21 protein-coding genes and 1 pseudogene are annotated in these 18,298 nt (G+C 52.9%); 10 read left to right on the plus strand and 12 right to left on the minus strand.

Translation table 11 applies throughout. The features are described 5' to 3' along the window. Positions 1–81 precede the first annotated feature (81 nt). From NR201_RS06650 to NR201_RS06660, 3 genes are read right to left on the minus strand one after another with little or no spacing between them, the layout of a single operon-like run. A complete protein-coding gene (locus NR201_RS06650) occupies positions 82–2,466 on the minus strand; it encodes a xanthine dehydrogenase family protein molybdopterin-binding subunit (protein WP_033760772.1) in 2,385 nt (794 codons plus the stop codon). Then, positions 2,463–3,455 (minus strand): xanthine dehydrogenase family protein subunit M, encoded by a 993-nt coding sequence (locus tag NR201_RS06655; RefSeq protein WP_033768799.1) that lies wholly within the window; start codon positions 3,453–3,455, stop codon positions 2,463–2,465. Before NR201_RS06655 ends, NR201_RS06650 begins: the two co-directional genes overlap by 4 nt. Next, entirely contained in the window at positions 3,452–3,940 is a 489-nt protein-coding gene (locus tag NR201_RS06660; protein WP_022624540.1) for a (2Fe-2S)-binding protein, read from the minus strand. The genes NR201_RS06655 and NR201_RS06660 overlap by 4 nt, the downstream gene beginning before the upstream one ends. Positions 3,941–4,379: 439 nt before the next feature. On the opposite strand from NR201_RS06660, the gene NR201_RS06665 reads away from it, so the two are divergent. After that, positions 4,380–5,273 (plus strand): LysR family transcriptional regulator, encoded by an 894-nt coding sequence (locus NR201_RS06665; protein ID WP_256849546.1) that lies wholly within the window; start codon positions 4,380–4,382, stop codon positions 5,271–5,273. Between the two features lie 20 nt (positions 5,274–5,293). Here NR201_RS06665 and NR201_RS06670 read toward each other — a convergent pair. Next, positions 5,294–5,503: pseudogene (locus NR201_RS06670) on the minus strand (metal ABC transporter permease); the annotation flags it as partial. 804 nt (positions 5,504–6,307) lie between these two features. On the opposite strand from NR201_RS06670, the gene NR201_RS06675 reads away from it, so the two are divergent. Continuing rightward, positions 6,308–6,676, plus strand: a complete 369-nt coding sequence (locus tag NR201_RS06675) for a type IV secretion protein Rhs (RefSeq protein WP_256849547.1) — start codon at positions 6,308–6,310, stop codon at positions 6,674–6,676. Continuing rightward, positions 6,676–7,101 carry a putative T6SS immunity periplasmic lipoprotein gene (locus tag NR201_RS06680; RefSeq protein ID WP_050499133.1) on the plus strand — a complete coding sequence of 142 codons (426 nt, stop codon included), beginning with the start codon at positions 6,676–6,678 and terminating at the stop codon, positions 7,099–7,101. Before NR201_RS06675 ends, NR201_RS06680 begins: the two co-directional genes overlap by 1 nt. Before the next feature lie 69 nt (positions 7,102–7,170). Here the strand turns inward: NR201_RS06680 and NR201_RS06685 are convergent, their stop codons facing one another. The 5 genes from NR201_RS06685 to NR201_RS06705 all read right to left on the minus strand — a co-directional run bounded on the left by NR201_RS06685 (position 7,171) and on the right by NR201_RS06705 (position 11,008). Next, entirely contained in the window at positions 7,171–7,494 is a 324-nt protein-coding gene (locus NR201_RS06685) for a hypothetical protein (protein WP_033768791.1), read from the minus strand. Between the two features lie 97 nt (positions 7,495–7,591). Beyond that, the gene (locus NR201_RS06690; protein ID WP_256849548.1) at positions 7,592–8,443 is read right to left on the minus strand and encodes a metal ABC transporter permease; all 852 of its coding nucleotides are present in this window, start codon (positions 8,441–8,443) and stop codon (positions 7,592–7,594) included. Further along, complete coding sequence (sitC, locus tag NR201_RS06695) at positions 8,443–9,303, minus strand: iron/manganese ABC transporter permease subunit SitC (RefSeq protein WP_010246899.1); 861 nt, start codon at positions 9,301–9,303, stop codon at positions 8,443–8,445. The genes NR201_RS06690 and sitC overlap by 1 nt, the downstream gene beginning before the upstream one ends. 2 nt (positions 9,304–9,305) lie before the next feature. Continuing rightward, a complete protein-coding gene (locus NR201_RS06700; RefSeq protein WP_256849549.1) occupies positions 9,306–10,121 on the minus strand; it encodes a manganese/iron ABC transporter ATP-binding protein in 816 nt (271 codons plus the stop codon). After that, the gene (locus NR201_RS06705) at positions 10,118–11,008 is read right to left on the minus strand and encodes a metal ABC transporter substrate-binding protein (RefSeq protein ID WP_370516265.1); all 891 of its coding nucleotides are present in this window, start codon (positions 11,006–11,008) and stop codon (positions 10,118–10,120) included. The genes NR201_RS06700 and NR201_RS06705 overlap by 4 nt, the downstream gene beginning before the upstream one ends. A gap of 482 nt (positions 11,009–11,490) precedes the next feature. On the opposite strand from NR201_RS06705, the gene NR201_RS06710 reads away from it, so the two are divergent. From NR201_RS06710 to NR201_RS06725, 4 genes are all read left to right on the plus strand, one after another. Next, positions 11,491–11,784 carry a hypothetical protein gene (locus NR201_RS06710; protein ID WP_256849550.1) on the plus strand — a complete coding sequence of 98 codons (294 nt, stop codon included), beginning with the start codon at positions 11,491–11,493 and terminating at the stop codon, positions 11,782–11,784. Between the two features lie 247 nt (positions 11,785–12,031). After that, a complete protein-coding gene (gene ycgZ / locus NR201_RS06715) occupies positions 12,032–12,277 on the plus strand; it encodes a regulatory protein YcgZ (RefSeq protein WP_010246891.1) in 246 nt (81 codons plus the stop codon). Between the two features lie 174 nt (positions 12,278–12,451). Next, positions 12,452–12,745, plus strand: coding sequence for a hypothetical protein (locus NR201_RS06720; protein WP_010670560.1), 294 nt, complete (start codon positions 12,452–12,454; stop codon positions 12,743–12,745). Positions 12,746–12,906: 161 nt separating this feature from the next. Next, entirely contained in the window at positions 12,907–13,161 is a 255-nt protein-coding gene (locus tag NR201_RS06725; protein WP_010246887.1) for a biofilm/acid-resistance regulator YmgB/AriR, read from the plus strand. 469 nt (positions 13,162–13,630) lie between these two features. Here NR201_RS06725 and NR201_RS06730 read toward each other — a convergent pair whose 3' ends face one another. Continuing rightward, on the minus strand, positions 13,631–13,825 hold the full coding sequence (locus NR201_RS06730) for a hypothetical protein (RefSeq protein WP_010246886.1): 195 nt from the start codon (positions 13,823–13,825) through the stop codon (positions 13,631–13,633). Between the two features lie 424 nt (positions 13,826–14,249). Here NR201_RS06730 and NR201_RS06735 point away from each other — a divergent pair, with 424 nt between their 5' ends. Then, a complete protein-coding gene (locus NR201_RS06735) occupies positions 14,250–15,266 on the plus strand; it encodes a substrate-binding domain-containing protein (protein WP_052271318.1) in 1,017 nt (338 codons plus the stop codon). A 116-nt stretch (positions 15,267–15,382) separates the two neighbouring features. Beyond that, a complete protein-coding gene (locus NR201_RS06740) occupies positions 15,383–15,778 on the plus strand; it encodes a cupin domain-containing protein (protein ID WP_010246880.1) in 396 nt (131 codons plus the stop codon). A gap of 20 nt (positions 15,779–15,798) precedes the next feature. Here NR201_RS06740 and NR201_RS06745 read toward each other — a convergent pair whose 3' ends face one another. Next, the gene (locus NR201_RS06745; RefSeq protein WP_256849551.1) at positions 15,799–16,683 is read right to left on the minus strand and encodes a LysR family transcriptional regulator; all 885 of its coding nucleotides are present in this window, start codon (positions 16,681–16,683) and stop codon (positions 15,799–15,801) included. A 99-nt stretch (positions 16,684–16,782) separates the two neighbouring features. Here NR201_RS06745 and NR201_RS06750 point away from each other — a divergent pair, with 99 nt between their 5' ends. Continuing rightward, positions 16,783–17,508 (plus strand): SDR family oxidoreductase, encoded by a 726-nt coding sequence (locus NR201_RS06750; RefSeq protein WP_256849552.1) that lies wholly within the window; start codon positions 16,783–16,785, stop codon positions 17,506–17,508. A 46-nt stretch (positions 17,509–17,554) separates the two neighbouring features. Here the strand turns inward: NR201_RS06750 and NR201_RS06755 are convergent, their stop codons facing one another. Then, complete coding sequence (locus NR201_RS06755; RefSeq protein ID WP_029519590.1) at positions 17,555–18,295, minus strand: YoaK family protein; 741 nt, start codon at positions 18,293–18,295, stop codon at positions 17,555–17,557. Positions 18,296–18,298: the final 3 nt, after the last annotated feature.

Genomic DNA, 18,298 nt, shown 5'->3' on the forward strand with positions numbered 1-18,298 from the left:
AAGCGTGAAAAACGGGCGCAGGTTTCAGCCCGCGCCCGCATATCCTCACATCGACCTGCTGGCAGCAGGTCAGGAACAGGCTCAGATAATCTTATCGAGAGTAATAGGTAAGTCGCGCACCCGCTTACCGGTGGCATGGAACACCGCATTACTGATCGCTGCCGCCACGCCCACGATACCCAGCTCACCCACGGCTTTACCGCCCATGGTGGTCGCCTCAAAATCGGGCTCGCCAACGTTGATGGTGGTAATGCTCGGGATGTCACCGTTAACCGGCACCAGATAGTCCGCCAGGTTGTTGTTGATCACCCGACCATTGCGTGGATCGACGATGCCCTCTTCCATCAGCGCCTGACCGACGCCCATGATCATGCCGCCAATCCACTGGCTGCGCGCCAGTTTAGGGTTGTAGAGACGACCGCTGTCGAGCGCCGCCACCATCCGTTTGACCCGGATAGTGCCGAAATCTTCATCGACCCGCACTTCCACAAACTGCGCGCTCCAGCTGTGGGCCGAGAATTTTTCAGGGCGGCTCATGTCATTAAGGTTGCGCACCATCTTGTCGCGCTCGCTCTGTGACAGATCGTCCGGGAAAGTGCCGCCTTTCACCGTCAGACTCTCCGCCGGTGCCAGGCTTGCCAGCCGGGCAAATGAGACCGCCAGACCGCTGCGCAGATTATGCTGAACCCCGTCGCCTTTCAGCGTGAGCTGAGATGCCGGAGTGCCATTCAGTGGCGACTGTGGCAGCTCGCTGGCGAGTTTCAGCAGCTGGTCGCGCATTCGTCTGGCGGTATCGTTCACCGCCGCGGTCACGTTGCCCGCAAGCTGCGATCCACCTGCGACACCGGCACGCGGCAGCTCAGTATCACCCAGCTGAACCTCAATGGTGGTGGAGGCGACGCCAAGAATGTCGGCAGCGGTCTGCGCCAGGATGGTATAGGTCCCGGTGCCGATATCCGCACCGGCGCACTGCACCACAAATTTACCCTGTGGGGTCAGGATGATTTTTGCCTCAGCAGGCAGTTTGTTGACCGGATAGGTGCCAGAGGCCATGCCCCAGCCAATCAATTCACGCCCTTCGCGCATCGACCGCGGCGTCATAATGCGCTTATCCCAGCCAAAGGCTTCAGCCCCTTTCTGATAGGCTTCTTTCAGGCGACGCGAACTCCACGGCAGATCGAGCTGATAATCTTTGTCTGCCCAGTTGCGCAGACGCAACTCCAGCGGATCGATATTCAGGGCATAGGCCATCTCGTCCATCGCCACTTCCAGGCCAAAGGCGCTGGGGTTTTCACCTGGCGCCCGCATCCAGCCTGGCGTCACGGTATTGATCGGCCTGACCTGATGCTGGGCGGAGACGTTGCCCACCGCATACATGCGGGCGGTGACTTTGCTGCAGTTCTCAGCAAATACATCGATTAATGAGGTTTCACTGAAGCTGCGCTGGATAATCGCCTGGATTTTGCCGTCACGCGAGGCACCCAGTTCCAGCTGCTGCGAGGTGGCGGGACGTCCGCCCAGACCAGTAAAGGTCTGCGGTCGGGTCAGCGACACTTTGATAGGACGCTTCAGCGCTCGTGATGCCACACTGGCCAGTGCGACGTGGGTGTAAGGCACCGGCTTGGACCCAAATCCCCCGCCGACATAGGGCGAAATAATCCGCACATCTTCAACGTCAATGCCCATCCACTCGGCGATTTCCACCTGCGCGCCTGCCACCCACTGACTCGGCTCCCAGACGGTCATGCGTCCATCCTGCCACTCAGCGACACAGGCGTGCGGTTCCATCGGCATGTTGTATTCGCGCGGCGTGGTATAGCGCTGGCTCAGACGCACCTCGGCCTGCTGCATCGCCGCCTGTGCATCGCCCATATCGATATCCTGTTTCGATACCGGTTTCGGTTCGACACCCTCATCGGTGGCAAAAATCAGTGCAGGCGAGGTTTCATAGTCGATCTCCACCAGCGAGGCGGCATAAGTTGCCTGCTCAAACGTCTCTGCCACCACCAGACCGATGTTCTGGCCGTTGTGAATAATCACATCGTCCTGAATCGGGGTATAGGTTGACTGCGCCGCGCCGCCGTCTGCAATCGCGGTAGGTTTGTTGATCTTCAGGCTATTCAGATGGGTATAAACCGCCACCACTCCCGAGGCCTGCTGCGCCTTTTCCGTCGACATCCGGCTGATACGGCCGCTGGCAACAGTAGACTGGATCACCACGCCATAGAGCGGATTTCCCGGCTGATGTTCTACCGCATACCGCGCCTCACCGGTGACTTTTACTTTGCCGTCACCCCGCGAGCGCCCGGCGCCCAGTCCCTCAATCGGATCGGTGGTTTCTGGTTCCGCCGTGGCAGTATCACTGGCACTGGCGCTTTGCATACTCAGCCCCAGGCTGCCCGCCGCTGAGATCGCCGCCGTCGCCTTCAGTAACTCCCGACGTGATTTGTCATTTACGTCACTCATGCGGTTTCTCCTGCTGCCATCAGCGCACGTGCAATCACACGCGGCGCCAGTTTTACTTTATAGGCGTTGTGGGTCAGCGCCTGCGTCTCCTGTGTAATCCGTTCTGCCGCCTGGAAGACCGTCTCTTCATTAAACGGCTGGCCCTCCAGCGCCTGCTCCACCGACCTCACCCGCCAGGGTTTGGTGGCGACGCCGCCCAGCGCAATATGGACCTGACGCATCACGCCGTTCTCCAGCGTGAAGCCTGCGGCCGCGCTGGCTGCAGCAAACTCATAAGAGCTGCGGTCACGGACTTTAAGGTAGTGTGAGTGTCGCAGTGACTCGGTTTGCGGCACTTCGATAGCCACAATAATTTCGTCATCGCGCAGATCGTGCTCACGATCAGGTGTGTCACCCGGCAGCAGGAAGAAATCATCAATCGCGATGCGGCGGGTTTCGCCCTGCTGATTCTGCAGGACCACGATGGCGTCAAACGCCACCAGCGCCACCGCCAGATCGCCGGGATAGACCGCGATGCAGCTGTCGCTGGCGCCCAGGATGGCATGATTGCTGTTAACGCCATCCAGTGCGGCGCAGCCGGAACCCGGATTGCGTTTGTTGCAGGCGGAAAAGGTCGCCGGATCGCGGTAATAGGCGCAACGGGTACGCTGGCGTATATTACCGCCCAGCGTGGCCATGTTACGAATCTGCGGTGACGCGGCCTGCCACAGGCTTCCGTAGATGGCTGGCGCGTTCTGCTGGCAGGCGGGATGATCCGCCAGGCTGCTCATGGTGACCAGCGCGCCGGCCGTGATCTTATCGTCGTCAAACTGCAGGTTTTTAAGCCCGGTCAATCCAGTGATGCCGATGAGCTGCGGCGGCGTGAAGACCCCACACTTCATCAGATCGAGCTGTGTGGTGCCGCCTGCCAGAAACTGGCTGCCAGACTGCTGTTTCAGGGCTGCGGCCTCCTCAGGCGACTGCGCGACTTTCCAGCTGAATTCATTCATGCGGACTCCTTCGCCATCTCTGCTGCGGCCTGTTTAATCGCATCCACAATGTGCGGATATGCTCCACAACGGCAAAGGTTGCCGCTCATATACTCACGGATCTCATCTTCTGAACCCGCATGGCCCTCTTTGATGCAGGCGACGGCGGACATAATCTGACCCGGTGTACAGTAGCCGCACTGGAAGGCGTCATTCTCCATAAAGCAGCGCTGCACCGGGTGCAGCTCACCTTCGGTGGAAGCCAGCCCTTCAATGCTGGTCACTTCGGCGCCATCCGCCTGAGCCGCCAGCGTCAGGCAACTCAGCACCCGCTGGCCATTAATCAGTACCGTGCAGGCACCGCACTGCCCCTGATCGCACCCTTTTTTGGTGCCGGTCAGGTTAAGATGCTCACGCAGCGCATCAAGCAGGGTGACACGGGGATCGACCTGCATCTGCTGCGACTGACCATTAACCTGCATTGTTAGCGATATTTTTTCCGACATTGTCTGCTTCCCATTGTTGGGGGCCAAAAGATGTAATTTTTTATAGGTTTATTTCTGACGGGGTTCGAATCGGGGGAAAATCGTGATAACCCTAATCTTTACGCGCGTATCTCTGCTTTAAGGTTTAGCAGCTTTTTGGCAATTTTGCGGGGAAGCCGGGAAAAGTAAGTGTTATCTGAATGGCGGAGCGAGGTTGAATCGGGATAAATATGTGTTCATACAACGCTCATCTAAATGATTTTATTAATTTTATTGAAAAAAGCTTTTATAGCCGTCGTTCATAGGGTTTATCTGTCCGCCTCATTAATCCTGCCGCGAAATGTGTAACCCTGAAAGGCAATTTCGGGTCTGATAGCAGGTCGGGTAGCGAAGCCGTAGTTAACGTCGATAAATCGGCCTGTCCCGACCGGGATAACCGATCAAACAGGTCAGAGGACCTATGCTGAAAGAAAATTTTAACGATCTGATCTATCTGGTGGTGGTAGCAGAAGAGCGCAGCTTCACCCGGGCAGCGGCGAAGCTGGGTGTGTCGCAGTCGGCACTGAGCCACGCGATTCGCGCTCTGGAAGAGCGTCTTAGCGTCCGGTTGCTGACGCGCACTACTCGCAGCGTTGCCCCGACAGAAGCCGGTGAACGGCTGATCACTACACTCGCCCCGCTGTTCAGCGAGATTGAGTCTGAACTGGTCAATGTCACTGACAGTCAGGGTAAAATCTCCGGCAACATTCGTATCACCGCAGGCGAACATGCGCTCACCTCTACACTCTGGCCGCTGCTCAGACCCTTTCTTCAGCAATACCCCGATGTCCATGTTGAAGTGTCGGTGGATAACAGTCTGACCGATATTGTCAGCGGCCGTTTCGATGCAGGCGTGCGACTGGGTGAGCAGGTCGAAAAGGATATGGTGGCGGTACGCATCGGGCCGGACTGGAATATGTGCGTGGTGGCAGCCAGCAGCTATTTTGATCAGCACGGCAGACCTGAGACTCCCTATGATTTACAGCATTATAACTGCATCAACCTGCGGCTGCCGACGCTGGGTGGCCTCTATAACTGGGAGTTTATGCGTGATGGCAAGGAGATCAGGGTCAAAACGCAGGGTCAGTTAATTTTTAATCATCTCGCGTCGCGCATTGATGCCGCACTGAGCGGGATGGGGATCTGCTATGTGCCGCAGGATAGCGTTGCGGAACACCTTAAAAGTGGCCGTCTGGTTCAGGTTTTGGCTGACTGGTGTGAGCCTTTTCCGGGTTATTATCTTTACTATCCCAGCCGCAGACAGCACACCAGCGCCTTTACACGTTTGATTGATGCGGTGCGCTATCGCGGTTGAGAGACAGCCGCGATAGCCAGTCAGCTGGCATTAAGCCGCTGGCGCTCCAGCTGTCGCGTTTTGCGGCCTGAAATCACCATCGCCACAATAAATACCAGTGCAAACAGCACCACGATCGTGGGTGCTGGCGCGCTGTCGATAAAGAACGAGAGATAGACCCCACTCAGCGACACCAGCACCGACACCAGCAGCGCATGTGAAAAGCGTCGGGTCAGCAGAACTGCGATAGCACATGCCAAAGATGACTTTTGGTTACGTAAAAGCAGATGTACTGGCAGACAAGGATGCCCAGTTCAAACTGATTAACTTCTGCAGCATTGTCTGCCAGTCGCAGTGGCAGAGCTGATACCAGACGGTGTAAAAAGGAAGAATACATGAAAGCGCCACATTTAGCAGAAGCCCTGCCATTTTCTGTGGCGCTTTTCAGGGTGAGCTTAAATAATTTTTGTTTTATACGCCTTTGCTGAACAGTTTGGTCAACGGTGAGATCCCCTTCGGCTGATTGCTCATAGTTTCTTTAACGTGACGAACTTACAGGTATACTCGCGGATGTGAAGAAAGTAATGAACGTGCATCATCCTTTTCGGCTTACTATAAATTTAGATTTTGAGATTATTTTCACCAGATGACGATCTCTATCCTTTACAGTGTGTAGGACAGGGACTTCAGGATAAAAAATGGCAATAGTTTGCCGCCGGGATTACACCTCAAGTTAAAAGCTCCTCGATTAACGGCCAAAACCATATTTGAGACAACTCCCGTCTTTTTTGCTAAAATCCATCACCAGTCGTGGGATTCAGATAAGTTAACTATAGGTGCATTCAGCCTGAACTCTATATTTGTTCATTAAAATCAAGAAATTAAGGAGGATTTCATGAGTGATAATGAAGGGAGTCAAAGGCTCCTGACACTTGGCGAAATAACGTTAGCAAAATCGATATTCGGAAATTCAATCGTCTATCCTCGCGTGTGGATTCATCATGCAAGTTACTTTCCCTTCAAACTTCAGGGTAGAAATACCGCAATGAGCCCCAATGGAGAATTATATTTCCGGGACTGGTATTGCGAGAACTTTTCAATTCAATCTTTTTCAGTTTCAACATCTTTTCATCCATGAAATGTCGCATGTCTGGCAGTATCAAAGGGGCATATGGGTACGTATGAGAGGCCTTGTTAGTGGCTTTGTTAGCTACGAATACTCTTTTGAAGAAAATAAAAAGCTGTTTGATTATAGATTAGAACAACAAGCACAAATTATTGCTGATTACTTTTTGCTTTCTAAATTTGGGCTTAATATGTGGCTGGCAAGACGTGGTAAAGATGGCGAAGTTTCTTATGTTGGATCAGTAGACAATAAGATTCATTCAAAATATCAAAAAGTTCTTGAGGGGTTCCCGTTCTAATGAATATTTTAACTAAGACCTTAATCCCTGTAATTTTTCTCTTGAGTGGTTGCACGCTGGGCGAAAACCTGGATAATCGATATACTAAAGAAACACCTGTTCCGGCCCATGTCCAGAATAGTGATGTATGTGTTTCTATACCAATACAAAGTGATGAAAAGGTTGTATCCGCGTTAACTTATAATATGAAAAACCCCTCAGAACAGGTTATTTTCCCTGCTGACAAACAACCCAAAGCTGGCCTTTTTTGCATTCAGCCAGAAGAAATAAAACTTGAAAATGGACAAACATACCTCATTTATATTGAAGTAAATAAAAAAGCAGGCGGTGAGAATAAAAAGGCGACAAGAAAGGCCTATGTCTCTACCTTCCAGGCTGTACAACAAGGCAACAACCTGACAATCACTCCAGCAATGAAAAAATAAATTAAAAGCCCGCATACTTTGTATGCGGGTTAATTTACCAGATTGCAGCCAATCAATTTCCACCCCAAATCAGTCAACGCAACCAAAATTATTATTATATTTTTCCAAATGGTGATAAAAATATCTTTCATATTCTTCAGCTGATTCAATTAAAATCGTCACTTCTGTGAGCTTTTCATCAATTTGCTCGGAGCTATCCACAATAGTTATAAACTTCGTATGAATATGCAGACTCCCATCTCGCTTAAAAAGTGCAAGTTCAGTCATTGAATCATTTCTTTGATAAAAAGTGGTAGGCTTAAATTCTCCATAAACAAACCCCATCGGAGGATCACCGAACTCCAGTTCAGTGAGACCAATCACATTACTTCCTTTTCTGATCTCAAATGTCATTACCATTTCCTTTGAGTCATGTTCATAGGTTTAGAATACTCTGAACATCCGTTTGCTCATAAAGTCCCAACTTACCGCATTCATGCTGGTCATCACTCTACTCATGCCTGCCGCTCTCGCGAAGTCTCAGACGCTCCAGCTGTCGCGTTTTGCGGCCTGAAATCACCATCGCCACGATAAACACCAGTGCAAACAGCACCACGATCGTGGGTGCTGGCGCGCTGTCGATAAAGAACGAGAGATAGACCCCACTCAGCGACACCAGCACCGACACCACGACCGCCACCAGAAGCGCATGTGAAAAGCGGCGGGTAAGCAGAATTGCGATAGCACCGGGTGCAATCAGCAGGGAAATCGACAGTATAATCCCTACTGCTTTCAGCGTAGCCACAATGGTCAGCGAGACCATGCAGAGCAGCCCATAATGCAGCCAGCGTGCGGGTAAGCCAGAGACCTGTGCCTGCTGCGGATCAAAACTGAACAGCATAAAATCACGCCATTTCACCGCAATGACCCCGACGATCACCGCTGCGATAAGCGAGGTCTGAATTATGTCAGCGCCCGTAATACCCAGCATGTCACCAAACAGAATGTGATCAAGATGCACCTCCGGTTTCACGGCGATATAGAGGATCAATCCCACCGCGAACATGCCGGAGAAGACGATTCCCAGCACCGTATCCTGCTTGATGCGACTGTTGTCCTGCAGAAATCCACTGGCAACTGCACAGAACAGACCTGCGACAAACGCACCCACCGCCAGCGGCAGCCCGGCCATCCAGGCGAGGACGATGCCGGGGAATACCGCATGGCTCATGGCATCGCCCATCAGCGCCCAGCCTTTCAGCACCAGAAAGACCGACAGCAGCGCACAGGGGATCGCCACCACCAGCGCAATCAGCAACGCACTGTTCATAAAAGCGAACTGGAAAGGTTCAAAGATCCACATCAGCCAGGCTCCTTTTCGGGACGATGGCGGCCACGACGCCGGTTAGCCAGCAAGCCATGTTTGGGCGCAAAGACAAACGCCAGCAGGAACAACAACGTCTGCGCCACCACGATGATGCCGCCCGTTGCGCCATCCAGGTAGTAACTCGCCCACGCACCGAGAAAACTGGTGATACTGCCAATCGCTACGGCAATCATCAGCAGACGCGGGAAGCGGTCGGTGAGCATCCAGGCCGTCGCGCCTGGCGTCACCACCAGACAGATCACCAGAAATGCACCGACGGTTTGCAGCGCAGCCACGGTTGAGACTGCCAGCAGGGTAAAGAAGAGGACTTTCAGTCGTTCAGGACGCAGTCCGATAGCGCGCGCGTGATTCTCATCAAAGAAGGTGACCATCAGATCCTTCCACTTAAACAGCAGAATGATGATCGACAGCCCGCCAATCAGCGCCAGCTGAAGTATATCTGCGGGCGCAATCGCCAGAATATTGCCGAGCACAATGGTCTGAATGTTTACCGCGGTCGGATTGAGCGACACCATAAACAGACCCAGACCAAAGAAGGAGGAGAAGATCAGGCCGATGATTGCATCTTCTTTTAAGCGGGTTCGCTGATTGAGTAACAGCATACTGCCCGCCGCCAGCCCACCTGAGAGAAACGCGCCCAGCGCAAAGGGCAGTCCCAGCATGTAAGCACCCGCTACGCCCGGCACGATGGAGTGCGACAGCGCATCGCCAATCAGCGACCAGCCTTTGAGCATCAGATAGCAGGAGAGAAACGCACACAGGCCGCCGACCATGGCGGAGACCCACATCGCGTTGAGCATGTAGTGATAACCAAAAGGCTCCAGTAACAGTTCCATGGTCAGTTCCCGTCTTCAGGTGCCGTACATGGCGCAATAAAAGGCCGCTCATCGTCGGTGATAATCTGATCGTCCAGCCCTTTCACCATCACATGACGCAGCACCCCACTGAATGCGCGCTCAAGGTTGGCGGCGGTAAAGGTGGTGCGGGTCGGGCCGCTGGCCAGAATGGTGCCTTTAACCATAACCGTGTAATCGCAGAACTCCGTGACCGATCCCAGATTATGCGTTGAGACCAGCATGGTCTTGCCTTCATCGCGCAGCTCACCCAGCAGGCTGATGATTCTGGCCTCAGTCTGAACGTCCACGCCGGTAAACGGCTCATCCAGCAGGATAACGCTGCCCTGCTGGGCAATGGCGCGCGCCAGAAATACCCTTTTTTTCTGTCCGCCGGAAAGTTCACCGATTTGCCGATGGCGGTAATCCAGCATATCGACCCGCGCCAGCGCATCACTGACAATCTGCTGGTCGTGTGGTTTGGGTCGACGCAGCAGGCCCATATGACCGTAGCGACCCATCATTACCACATCCTCCACCAGCACCGGAAAAGACCAGTCTACCTCTTCCGACTGCGGCACATACGCCACCAGACTCTGACGCAGTGCTTCACGGGTTGGCATGCCGAGCACCGAGATGCTGCCGCTGGCGAGCCGGACAAAGCCCATCAGCGCTTTGAACAGGGTTGACTTGCCGGAGCCATTCACACCCACCAGCGCCGCAATCGATCCACCCGGCACGCTGAAGCTGGCATCATGCAACGCGGTGTGACCGTTGCGATAGGTCACGGTGACATCCGAAACAACGATGGTGTCTGTCATTGCGCTTTCTCTCCCGCTTTAATGCCCTGCGCCAGCGTCTCCGTGGTGACTCTGAGCAAATCCAGATAGGTCGGCACCGGTCCCTGAGCGTTGCTTAATGAGTCGACGTAAAGCACCCCACCGTAATGCGCACCCGTTTCCCGCGCGACCTGACGGGCTGGCTTATCCGACACGGTGCTTTCACTGAACACCGCCGGAATCGCATTTTTCTTCACTTGGTCGATCACTTTTCTCACCTGTTGCGGCGTGCCTTGTTGATCAGCATTTACAGGCCACAGGTAGAGTTCTTTCATGCCCAGGTCGCGAGCCAGATAGGAGAATGCGCCTTCGCTGGTCACCATCCAGCGTTTATCCTCCGGGATGTCGGCAATCTGCTGGCGAAGCGGATCCAGCGCTGCGGTGATTTTTTGTTTATAGGCAGCTGCGTTCTGACGATAGGTTTCCGCATGCGCCGGGTCATATTTCACCAGCGCATCACGGATATTATCGACATAGATCAGCGCATTGTCCGGAGACATCCAGGCGTGCGGATTCGGTTTACCGTTATAAGGCCCCTCGCCAATACCGATCGGTTTTACCCCGGCAGAGACAATCACTTCCGGCACCCCATCCAGATGCTGATAAAAACGCTCAAACCAGCGTTCGAGATTAAGCCCGTTCGCCATGATTAACTGCGCACCCTGCGCACGTTTGATATCGCCGGGCGTCGGCTGATATTCGTGTATTTCAGCACCCGGTTTGGTAATGGAAGTGACTTCGGCCGCATCGCCCGCCACGTTTTTTACCATGTCAGCGATGACCGTAAACGTCGTCACTACCTTAAATTTTTCTGCTGCATAGCTGCTGGTCGCCATCAGGGTTGTCAGTAGCGCACTCAGTAGCATCATGGTTATTTTTCTTTTCGGGACCATAGGGCGATCTCCAGAGGTGATTAAAAACAGAACATAATTAGCATAGGCTATTTTTTATAGCACAGGCTATACCTTTGTAACAGCGAAGGGTTGTGAAGTTTCTTCAGCGTCCGGGCCCGAATGTGAAGTTTTGTAAGCTAGGTGTTTTACTTATTGATATGTAAAAAGTTAATTTCATTGATGGAAAGTTTATGGAAAGCGTGATGTATAGCTATAACCGGGTTTTACGCCTTTCTCATCTGTGGTTGAGTAAACCGCAAAAGCGATAACAGGATTACAAAAAGGCCATCCTGGCTGTGCAATTGACCGAAAAGCGCTCTGACACCTGGCGGCACTCACATGACACGCATAGCAGACCGACAATTAAAATAATCTTATTGATAGGCTGAATTGATTAAGCTTCGTAAATTTTTTTGCTACAGTTAATGTTACTTACCGCAATCACCCAGGAGGATAATTTGTATTTTTCCAGCGACGAAAAAGCGAATGTCATCATTGGCGAAGCCGCAATGAACCTGTTTAATGCCGGTCAGGAAGTGAATGTTGAACTGCTGATTAATGAACTAAGGGTCATGGCTGACTCTGAAGTTAATGAGAGTCGCCTTGAGCAGATGCAGCATGCGCTTCAATGGCTGATGGGGTTCAAAACCATCGGTTCCCGCAGCACCGCCCCGGCGAACTGGCTTGCCAAAACCATTGGCAAAGAGCCCGCTGCTCCCGTCTCTGCTGATGACATTTTCTTTAAACACTAACCCAGGTGTGCCGTTCCTCTCCGGCCTTAATATTCAGGTCGGAGCGTCGGTGGGGTGTTAATGATACAAGAATCTGGTACAATTTTTACCTCGCTACAAACTCCTCGTAACACCCTGTTTTAAAAGCCTTAGCACTTTTTGCACAAAAAAATCAATCCCAAAAATCCAAAATTCTGTACAAGTTTTGCAAAGATGTATAACTTGCGCATCCAGAGTGCATACATTTAAATCACCTGAGGACAACAACATGCGTCAGAACGGACAAGCCCCGGAAACGATCAGCGATATTGCCCGTTACTTCAATCAGGCCAGCTCACCGTCGCAACAGGAGACGCTGGGTTCGGTTGTGGTGGAAATTCTGCGCGCAGGTCACAGCCTTAGTCGGAAAACGATTTGCAGTAAACTGCTGAGTCGCCTTGAACTGGCTGCCACGCCAGAAGAAGAGAGTCATCTGCATGAACTCATTGCGATGCTTTTTCGTCGCGAAGATTAATGCCCTCTCACGGTCGTGCATGTTAATCAGGACGCCTGTTTCAGCCATCACCCAGGAAGATCTATCCTAGCAATAAAGCCCAGTTCTGCTTCCCGTATCGGGTGCACTAAGTCGCACCCGCTGACGCATACGGACCCGCAGCATGGCCATTGATTCGCAATCAGAGAAGCCAGTATGTACAGAAGTGAAGATGAGAAACTGACAGATGTTATGATCGGCGAAGCCGTTCTGACATTACTCAAGTCAGACAAACCGGTATCCAGCAACGCCTTAATCGCACAGCTCGAACTGATGGCTGCTGATGCTGACGACGCCGTGAAAGTGTCAGTGATTCGCAAAGCCATCACTGAAGTCCGTAATGGTATGGTTGCCGCGCGCAAACGCGTGCAGGGCGACGGTGCCGAACGTGATAACACGGCTCATCGTATGAACAGTGATGGCCCGCCTGAAGGTTCGAAAAAGCACTGATTGAGCGTACTGCGTACCTGATACATGCGGCTAATTTTAAGCGAAGCGGCAGACCTGAACAGAATTTTTAAGGCGGGCTGGGCAAAACGAAAACTGCGCCTACACTCGTTTTTGACTTCAACCATTGCATCTGACCCATTTTCCTCAGAGAAAGAATAATCATGCAGCATTCATCATCAGATTCTTCAATCATTGACTACTTCCGTAGCGCAGGCGATCAGCTTGCTCCGGAAACTGAACTGCTGGGCGCAGTGATTCGTGACATTGTTGCTGATCAGGGACGTGTAACCAATAAAGCGATCATCCTCTATTTGATCGCTGAACTGGAATGCACTTCAGATGTTGTCAGGCTGGATGTGTTACGCAAAACGCTGGAAATCGTGGTTGGCCGCACGCCAGACGATACCGGCATCTGATACGCCATTCTGCGTTACCTCTGGTAACGCAGGATACTCTTCCCCCTCGCCCGCTTTTGTTTCCTTCCCTCACTTTCGCTGTATACCCGATATGCCACACAGAAATTATCCGATATAAAAATTCTTTTGCAGGTTAATGATGTAGCAGGGATTTGATCCCGACGATAACGCTTTTTTGCAATCATGCCAGATGATGATCATTCAGGCTTAATAAGACCTGCCAATGAAAAGGCGAACTTCTTTATCAGAAATTCGCCACCCCTAATGAATAATCAACAGAAAGATCTGACTGACATTTTTAATGAGGTCATCAACCGTCTCGCTGAATAAAAAACAAACGACTCACAAAAAATCCGTTTTAATGGCTGCGAGCAATATGCAAAGCCTCTTATGATCGCCGATGTCAAAGGTAGCAGGGACGCTATCATGACACAGGCCGGGACAACGCCCGGCATCAGGCCTGGCAACCTTAATGCATCTTACGAGTGAAAAAGCTTATCGCTTCCTGACACAATGCTTTCAGCCTGCTGTCACGCGTCTCTTCGCTCAGGCGAAACAGCGCGTCCGTAATGTCGTGGAAATGAACCGGCTCTCCCGCCTTGATCAAATCACTGACTACCGCACCAACCAGCGCACGGATTTCATTATCGTTGTCGTACTTCACACGACCTCCCGATGGTGTATGCATATACAGTCTATCATTAGCGGGAGCCAAAAAACAAAAAAGCCGTAGGGTGGGAAATATAAGCGAAGCGGCAAAAAGGTTATTAACTATACAACTTCAGAATATTATCTTGCTTTATTTTCACCCCATGCAGCCCTGAAGCTATAAATAGCCAAAACGTGGTAGCAACCGCTGTAATCTATTTATGCCCATGTATATTGAGAGTTGGATAGTTATATATCGCGGAAACAGACTTTTGGCTGAATGTGTTATAAACACTTTTTCGACTCACTGTTTTTTGCGATAACCTGCGCGGCAGGCTTCCCTGCCTGATATGTTCTGACCAGCCTGTGTTAAATGATCATCTGACAATGGCCAGCAGTATGATAAAACTATCGTCATCCTCTGGTGTCACGAGCAGCACATGGCTAAATTTACCCTGAAACAGATTGCTGCCCAGTCGGGACTCAGTCTGGCGACCATCGACCGGGCCCTGCATCAGCGCGGCAACGTGCATGCCACAACCCAGCACCGAATCCAGCAGGCGATAGCGGACCTGGAACTGATGCAAAAAGCGGGACTCGCCAGGGGAAGAACGATCTATTTCGACGTCATCATGCATACACCTGACCGCTTTCAGCCACTGATACGTGAGGCGTTCAGCAGTCAGATTGCCAGTTTTACTGCCTTTAAACTTCAGCTGCGTTTCCACTTCGGCGCGAATTTGACTGCGGAGGCGATTAACGCGCTGCTGAATAAAAAAGCGTTGCATAGTCACGGCGTCATTCTTAAGGCAGCCTGTTCTGGTGAACTTCATCCCACCCTTGAATCACTGCTGAAACAACGCGTTCCGGTGGTCACCATGATGAGTGACCTGCCCGGCAGCGCGCGCCTGCGCTATATCGGCATGGATAATTTTGATGCCGGTAAAGTGGCGGCTTTTCTGATGTCAAAATGGCTGCGGGTGAGTCGTTCACATATTGTGGCTGTGACCGGCAGTCACGATTTCATTGGCGAACAGGAGAGAATTCAGGGGTTTCAGCGAGCAATGCAGGAGTTTGCGCCCCAGCATCAGGTGAGCGTGGTGGCAGGCGGTTATGGCATTGACGCCCGGATGCAGCAGTCGGTGACACAGTTCTTGCAGAGCCAACCGGATGCAGATGCGGTCTACACCGTCGGTGGCGGTAATCCCGGCATACTGCGCGCTTTTGCCGAACAAAAGCGGACGGTTAACGCTTTTATTGGTCACGATCTCGATCGTGAGAATCGTGCACTGCTGCAGGCCGGTAAAATTGATGCATTAATCGAGCATAATTTACAGCTTGATGCGCTGCACGCCTTCAGAACGCTGCTGGCGTTTCATGGATTTTTGCCCGCCTCAGAACCGCCCGCGCCCTACTCTAAAATCAACATCATCACCCGTTACAACATGACAGCCTGAAAAACTGTCAGGCAATTAATGAGCCCGGCTCATAACCGTTTGCCGACTGAGCGGGCTAATCACGCTCCGGCTTGCCGGTTACACTGTGCATGACACGTTAACAACAGGAGTGAGTAATGAAAATTATCGCCAACGGATCGCTGCCTTCGCGTAAAGGACCTGCTGAATATTTTACCGGCACGGTTCGGATTGATGCACCATTCCAGGCAACCGAACCCGCCCGCGTGGGTGGCGCAACGGTGACTTTTGAACCGGGTGCCCGCACCGCATGGCATACCCATCCACTCGGGCAAACCCTGATCGTCACGCATGGCCAGGGCTGGATTCAGTGTGAGGGTGAAGCCATTCAGGTGATGAACACCGGTGATATCGTCTGGATCCCGGAAAACGTGAAGCACTGGCACGGTGCAACGCCGGATAACGCCATGACGCATATTGCTATCGCTGAGTCACTGAACGGCTCGCCGGTTGACTGGCTGGAGCAGGTCAGCGATCAGCAATATCAGCGCTAAATCAGACGTGCACTCTGTCGCTAAAGTCTGACGTGATCGATCAGCGCCCTCAGCTTGGGGGCCAGGTTTTTACGGCTGGGAAAATAGAGATAGAAGCCGGCAAAGGCAGGCAACCATGCGTCGAGCAGGGTCACCAGTTCGCCACGTGCGATGTAAGGCTGGAAGGTTTCTTCCATGCCAAAGCTGATGCCGCCCCCGGCGCAGGCGGTGCGGATCATCACCCCCATATCGTTGGTGGTGAGTTGCGGATTGACGGCAACATCAAACTCGCGTCCCTGCTCTGCGAACTCCCAGCGATAAGGGGCCAGACCTGGCCCTTTTCGCCAGCCGATGCAGCGATGATTGACCAGATCCTGAGGATGTTGCGGCGTGCCTGCGCGAGCCAGATAGGCGGGTGACGCCACCGCCACCTGACGCTGCGCGGTGGATACCGGCACCGCAATCATATCCTGAGCAATCACCTCCCCCAGCCGCACGCCCGCGTCATAGCGCTGCCCGACAATATCAAACTCCTCATCGGTGACGGTGATATCCAGCTCAACCTGCGGGTAAGCGGTAATAAAGCTCGCCAGCAGTTCTCCCCCCAGCATCCGCTCTGCAATCGAGGAGATCGCCAGCCGCAGCTGGCCCCGAGGTTCCGCAGCCAGTTCGGCAATATCGGTCACGGCGCGATTGAGCTGGTTGATCGCCGGCGCCACTTCGGCATAGAGCCGCTGTCCGGCTTCTGTCAGCTGAACCGATCGTGTGGTGCGCTGCATCAGCGTGATGTTAAGCCGGTCTTCCAGACGCCGCAGACTCTGGCTGATCGCCGGACGCGTAACACCCAATTGTTCTGCGGCCAGCCGGAAATTTCGCGTCTGCGCCACAATCACAAAAACTTCGAGAGCATTTTTATCGGCATTCATTGGTCAGATTGAGTTACCAGTGCGTAAAGCGTTCGGTGGATTATCTTTATAATCCAGTCGCCGTATGATCGCCAGTGACAACCTGACTGGAGAAACAAAATGACTCAGAAAGTGATTTTAATTACCGGCGCCTCAAGCGGCATCGGTGCAGGCATTGCACGTGAACTGGCGAAAACAGATGTCATTCTGCTGCTGGGTGCGCGGCGGGAAAGCCGCCTGGCCGCGCTGGCTGAAGAGCTGCAGTTCAATGGTGCAGAGGTGGCGATCAAAGCGCTTGATGTAACGCGCCGCGAAGAGATGACGCAGTTCGTTGAGTATGCGCTGGCGAGATGGGGCCGGGTGGATGTGATGATCAATAACGCCGGTATTATGCCCTTGTCACCGATGGCGTCGCTGCGGGTGGAAGAGTGGGAACAGATGATCGACGTAAACATCAAAGGGGTGCTGTATGGCATTGCGTCAGTGTTGCCGACCATGCTGGCCCACCAGCGCGGCCACATCATCAACGTCGCGTCGATAGGGGCGCTGGCCGTGTCGCCCACCGCGGCCGTCTACTGCGCCACCAAGTTTGCGGTGCGGGCGATTTCAGACGGATTACGGCAGGAGAACAGTCAGCTGCGGGTGACCTGTGTTCATCCCGGTGTGGTGGAGAGCGAGCTGGCATCAACCATTACCGATCCGGCAGCCGCCGAGGCGATGCAGCACTATCGCGCTATCGCGTTGCAGCCGGACGCCATTGGGCGCGCCGTGCGCTATGCCATTGAACAGCCTGAAGAGGTGGATGTGAACGAAATCGTGGTGCGGCCAACCCGAACGCAGCAGTAAGCAACCCGCCCGATGCGCTGTGTGCATCGGGCGGGCGGTTTTACTGTCAGTAGAGGCTTCTGCGGGTACGCTGCACGGTGATGGCGATGGCCGTCAGTGCCACCAGCATCAGAAATATCCCCAGTCCAACCATGGCGTTAAAGCCATAGACTTTGAACAGCAGCAGACCGGCAATACAGCCGCTCAGGAATGAAAACACGGTAGTCAGATGGGTGTGCAGAACCTTCTGGAAAAAGCGACGATCGTCGGTTTCAAGATGCACGGCGTGGGACGTATGGGCAAAGATCCACGACCCCAGCGCAATACCCGCATCGGTCAGCGTGCCGGTAATGTGGGTCGATCTGACGCGGCCATTGGAGAGCTGTGTCGAGGTCGCATTATGAATCCCCATTAAAAAGCCCAGCATTAACAGCACTTCCCCGTTAAAGCTTGGCCGGTAGAACACGATCTCAAAGATTGATGCCGCCGTCAGTGCCGCCCCTTCCGCCAGAATGATCAGACAGAATATGGTGCGTAACTTATGTCTGATCCCCACTACCACCGCCAGCCGGGCAACGGTACAACCCAGCACAAAGGCAATAATCAGTGCCATCAAAAACAGCATAGTATGGAGGTCGCTGGTGGTCACTTCCTGGGAGATTTGCGACGTGTTACCGGTCATATGCGATGGAAAAAATCCAAACGCGCCCAGCGCCATGGCATTAAGGATGCCGGCGGTGGTGGCAAGCACCAGCGCCAGCAGTCGATCTTCGGTATGCGAACGAACTTTCTTCTTTTTTATCAGCACAGG

Origin of the sequence: Pantoea sp. Fr-CA_6 (genome assembly GCF_024520895.1) — a bacterium.
In the GTDB taxonomy this organism is placed as follows: domain Bacteria; phylum Pseudomonadota; class Gammaproteobacteria; order Enterobacterales; family Enterobacteriaceae; genus Pantoea; species Pantoea agglomerans.